Genomic DNA, 4,613 nt, shown 5'->3' with positions numbered 1-4,613 from the left:
ACAAGAAGTGGCACTCAGACGTTGTTTGGATCATGGGTAAGTTAATGGAAGAAATTAAATAAGATTTAGAAGAAATTTATAAATATTAAATTAAATAGTAAAATGTAATAGATAAGCTTGCAATTATTTGCAGGCTTATTTTTTATGCGTGAAATATATAGTTTAGTATAAAAAACATAGAGAAAGATCAAATTTATAGTAAAAACAAAAATTTAAACAAAAAACACTACTTTTTATTGCATTTGAAAAAAATTTTACATTACACTCAAAATTCTAGCAATAAATATTACATTTCATAAAACTATACACAAAAACAAAATAAATTATGTTCATATTTTTAAATATGAACATGTTTGGAAATGATAGGACAAAATATTATTTAAAAGAATACTAGAAATATTTATAGATATATTGTATAATTAAGATAAAGTAAAACGATAAAATCAAAGGAGATATTATAATGAAAGCTAAAAAATTATTATTAAGTTCAATTATAGCAGCACAAGTATTAACAGCAACAGCCCTTGCAGCACCAGACGAAGCAATTAAAGAATTTAACAAGGTAGCACCAATCAAACAAGAAGTAAAACACTTCCAAGGCGAAGTAAAGCTATTCATCATCAAAGACGGAGAAAAGGTAAGAGTAGATCAAAAGATGACAGACGGCTTAAGAGTTGTGGGTGGAAGAACATGTGTAGGAGTAAGAGACCTAGTGAATGCAATCGAAGGAGCAAAAGTTGAGTGGGACGGCACAAATCACATAGTTGACATAACATATGCTGGTAAGACAATATCATACCCAGTAGGAAAACCACTTATGTGGGCAGATGGCAAAGCAGTAACAATAGACGTGCCAGCGCAAATCGACCCAGCGATATCAAAAACATTCTTACCTATAAGAAACATAGCAGAGACATTGGGCTTCAAAGTTGATTGGGACAACAAAGCAAAGGAAGTAGTCCTAACACCAGGCGCAGGCACAGGAGTAACAACAGCCCAAACACCAAGACCTACAACACCAACATCTACACCACAAACACCTACACAAAATAAAAACCTAGCATGGGTAACAGCAAGTGGACAAAGAATACCAAAACCAGAAGAGCTACCAACAGCTAAATTTCAAAAAAATCAGATTATTGAAAAAGGAAGTACTTATGATATATACCCAACGGCAGCTGACATCATTCATAATCCAGATGGTTCAGTTACTTATTTTAGAGGAACTGTATTAGAGTATACTTCTCAAGCACCTTTTAAGAAAGTGGATACTGTAGGACAAAGACCAGCAAACTGGAATATATTTAAGTCTAATAAAAATGATACTAGAGTAGGAACTGCTATATTCACTAAAGGACATCCCGACTATGATAAAGAGTTCCAAAAAAGAGAAGAAGGCTTATTGAAAAAAGAGTTTTATTATGATTATGGTTTTGATGACAATATTCTTAAATATAGAAATCAATGCGTAGAGATAAGTAAAGAAGAATATAGAATACAACACAAAAACTTAAATAGAAAAAAATCAGGTAATCTTGGATTGAGTGAAGCAGATTTATTATGTAAATCAATGGACAAGATATATGATGCAACTGGCGTGGTTGATATTTCAGTTACTGGTATCGCTAAGGATAAATTTATTAATAGAGTAATATTTTCATTAATGCCCAGTTATTATATAACTAATGAATGTGCTATGTTATCAACTGGTGATATAGATGATTACTTGAATAAGTATGGTGATTTTATTATAGATAAAGCAGTAATTTCAACAACAAATGGTTTATACTTCATTGATATACCAGATATATCATATAAACAATATATGAATTGTGTTAAATATAAATGCACAAATTTTAGGATTGGATCTTATATGGAAACATCATTAGCAAAATAGTAAAGGAGTGAATTTAATATGAAGAGATATATAACGGCATTCGTGATTTTCACGATGCTGTTTTTAAATGCATTTAGTACAGTGAGAGCTGAATGTACAGAAATAACTGGAGACGTTATAGAAACACAACAAAACTTTCAATTCCATGGCAATCCACCAGGAACTCCACCTAAGAAAGGAGACAAAGTTGAGATTGATGGTAAAGACTTTAAATCCGTAGCAAAAATCATAGAAATAAATCCAGATGGTTCATATAAGGTAGGGATATGGACTGAGTCTAAGAATGCAAACGTAGATATGAAAACTGCACAATACGGTAAGGAAGCTTGGGAGGATACAAGAGATAGCAATACGCACACATCAAAAGGCAGAGGAGACAATGTTGGAGATGGATTCTTTTCAAATGTTAAGAGTGTAGATGGCAATAAAGTTTACTCGGAAGCAACTTTGCATACAGGAAATACTCAATTTTCTCAGATATTAGATAATGCTGCAAAAGAGATGGATAATCTTGGTAATAGATATGATGCAAAAACATTTCTAAATACAAAAACAAATTTAAAAGAAGGAACTCCAGCGTATGACAGTGCATTAAAATCATTAGAAGGTAAAAGTTCTAAAGATTTACGTAGATGGGCAGAAGAACAAAGAAACACACCACAAACGAGTTTTCATGCCAAAACTAATGTGGTAAAGTCTGTTGTTTGTAAAGAAACACCAGGTGTAGATTTATGTGATGACTTTGCAAACTGGCCAGACCCACAACCAATGACTTGTTACAATGGAACTGTTACACCAACACCAGGTTCTTGTTCTAAGAGCATAAGAGAAGATGGACCAATATCATCATATACAACAAGGACTCCATTATTAAATGATCCACTAACAAGAAACTTTGACCTATGTGATATGGATGATAAAAGAAATCAAACATTTGAAACAATGTCAACATTTAGCAAGTATTCTGGTAAAATAAAAGCAAACCAAAAGAATATGCAAGATAAAATACCTTCTATTGTAAGCCAATACAACAATGAACTATGGACAAGTAAATTCCAAAGAGAAGATAGATTCTGGAACCCATTCCAAGAAGGAGTTATATCTCCAGGACTTCCAGTATATGCAATAGACAAAACACACTATACAGTAGAACTTGACTCATGGAAAGATAAAACATATGTACCAAATAGCATTTTAACTGAATCAATAAAATATGTAAAAGAAAAAGAAGGTATAAATAACGGTGTTGTAAGAAAGTACAATGGAAGCAATATAAATGTATATGATAAAGCACCAAATCCTATAGTTACACACAGATACTTAGATCAAAAAGTATGGAAAGATTTAAGGTCTACAAACATAAGATGTGACCAAAGATATGAACTTATAGTTGAGCCACGTTATAAACTAACAAGACATGATAGGTATCAAAAGGTACAACAAAGGGATGTAAAAGATAGGGAAAAGGTAGAAACATATAATTGTTATCCATATGAATGTGGTGAATGGGAAGAAGAAGGAACTGGTAGATATGATAAATATGGTGATGAAATAATGAAAGATGTATATGTTCCAAAAACATGCTATCATGAGTGCTGTAGGACAGTACCTGACAATCATCATCAAGAATGGCCAGATGGAGAAACACAGCATTCAAGTCCAGCAGGTGAAATACCTCCAGTATATGCACCTCGTGTAAAATGGAAATATAGAATAGGTGTTGGTAATGAATACCATGCATCTGCTAAGAGAATAACAGACAAGGCAAAATTAACACCAGTACCAAATAGCAAAGATACCCAAAAAATGAAATCTGGTTATGGTTTCAAATACAGCGGAGATAAGTGGAAGATAATTACTGACTATGATGAACCACAATTTAAAAATGAATCAGATGTAATAAGACCAAATAAAACTACAGCACTTACATTAAAAGGTAATATTAAGTCACAAACAGAGTATTTTGATCCAAATGTTCAATATAACAGTGCAAAGAATGCACCAGAGAGATCATCTTCAAAGGATTCAAGATACATTGAAGAAAGAATAAAAGCAAATAAAATTAAGAGTGATTTTAATAAAAATGCTATATCTAAATTTGTATCAAAGACTAAAGATGATTCAAGCCTATTGAGAATAAGACCATATACAAAGGATTCAAGTGTAAGTGGAGAAAAAATCATTTATAGAGGCAAGGCTATAAACATGGAGACTCAATTCGAATCGCAAAGTGATCCAAATAAATATTACCATGCTTATTGGGTAACTAAAGGGGAACCTAATTTGATACCAGCATACAAGCAAGCACCTCTACACTATGTTCACTTGGACTATCCATCTGGAACTATGTATGACATATACTCAATTAACAGAACATATATAAGAAACGGTTTTACGATTGATGCATATAACACCGGCTCAATCAAGATAGTCGGCAACATGTGGGAGGACAGCTTCTCAAGACCAAATTTTAAGAAGTAAAACACAAATATTAGAGAGGATTAAATAAGCATCAGTACATAGAACGTGATTCGATGTTCTTTTTTTTATGTCAAAAGCGTTTTAAAATATTATTTTAAAACAGCAAGGCTATTTGCAAAAGAATATTTTTCTAAGTTTAAGATATGTCTTGACAATTAAGATTGACAATTAAGATTTAAATATAATTATTATTGATAAATAAGTTTCATATGTGATATAATATCTAAAGAGGTGT

2 protein-coding genes are annotated in these 4,613 nt (G+C 32.0%); both read left to right on the top strand.

All coding sequences use genetic code 11. From position 1 onward, the window contains the following. The first annotated feature begins 460 nt into the window (after nt 1-460). Nucleotides 461-1,897 (top strand): copper amine oxidase N-terminal domain-containing protein, encoded by a 1,437-nt coding sequence (locus Q0U66_RS05500; protein ID WP_297378447.1) that lies wholly within the window; start codon nt 461-463, stop codon nt 1,895-1,897. Between the two features lie 18 nt (nt 1,898-1,915). Beyond that, a complete protein-coding gene (locus tag Q0U66_RS05495; RefSeq protein WP_297378444.1) occupies nt 1,916-4,378 on the top strand; it encodes a hypothetical protein in 2,463 nt (820 codons plus the stop codon). The last annotated feature ends 235 nt before the right edge of the window (nt 4,379-4,613 follow it).

This window comes from uncultured Helcococcus sp. (assembly GCF_946998255.1).
Classification (GTDB): domain Bacteria; phylum Bacillota; class Clostridia; order Tissierellales; family Peptoniphilaceae; genus Helcococcus.
Note: the sequence above shows the minus strand (reverse complement) of the source record. Positions and strands in the feature narration are given on the sequence as shown.

Bases quoted from the DNA above. Each gene is read 5' to 3' on its own strand.
- Q0U66_RS05500 (WP_297378447.1), top strand. From the start codon at position 461: ATGAAAGCTAAAAAATTATTATTAAGTTCAATTATAGCAGCACAAGTA.
- Q0U66_RS05495 (WP_297378444.1), top strand. From the start codon at position 1,916: ATGAAGAGATATATAACGGCATTCGTGATTTTCACGATGCTGTTTTTA.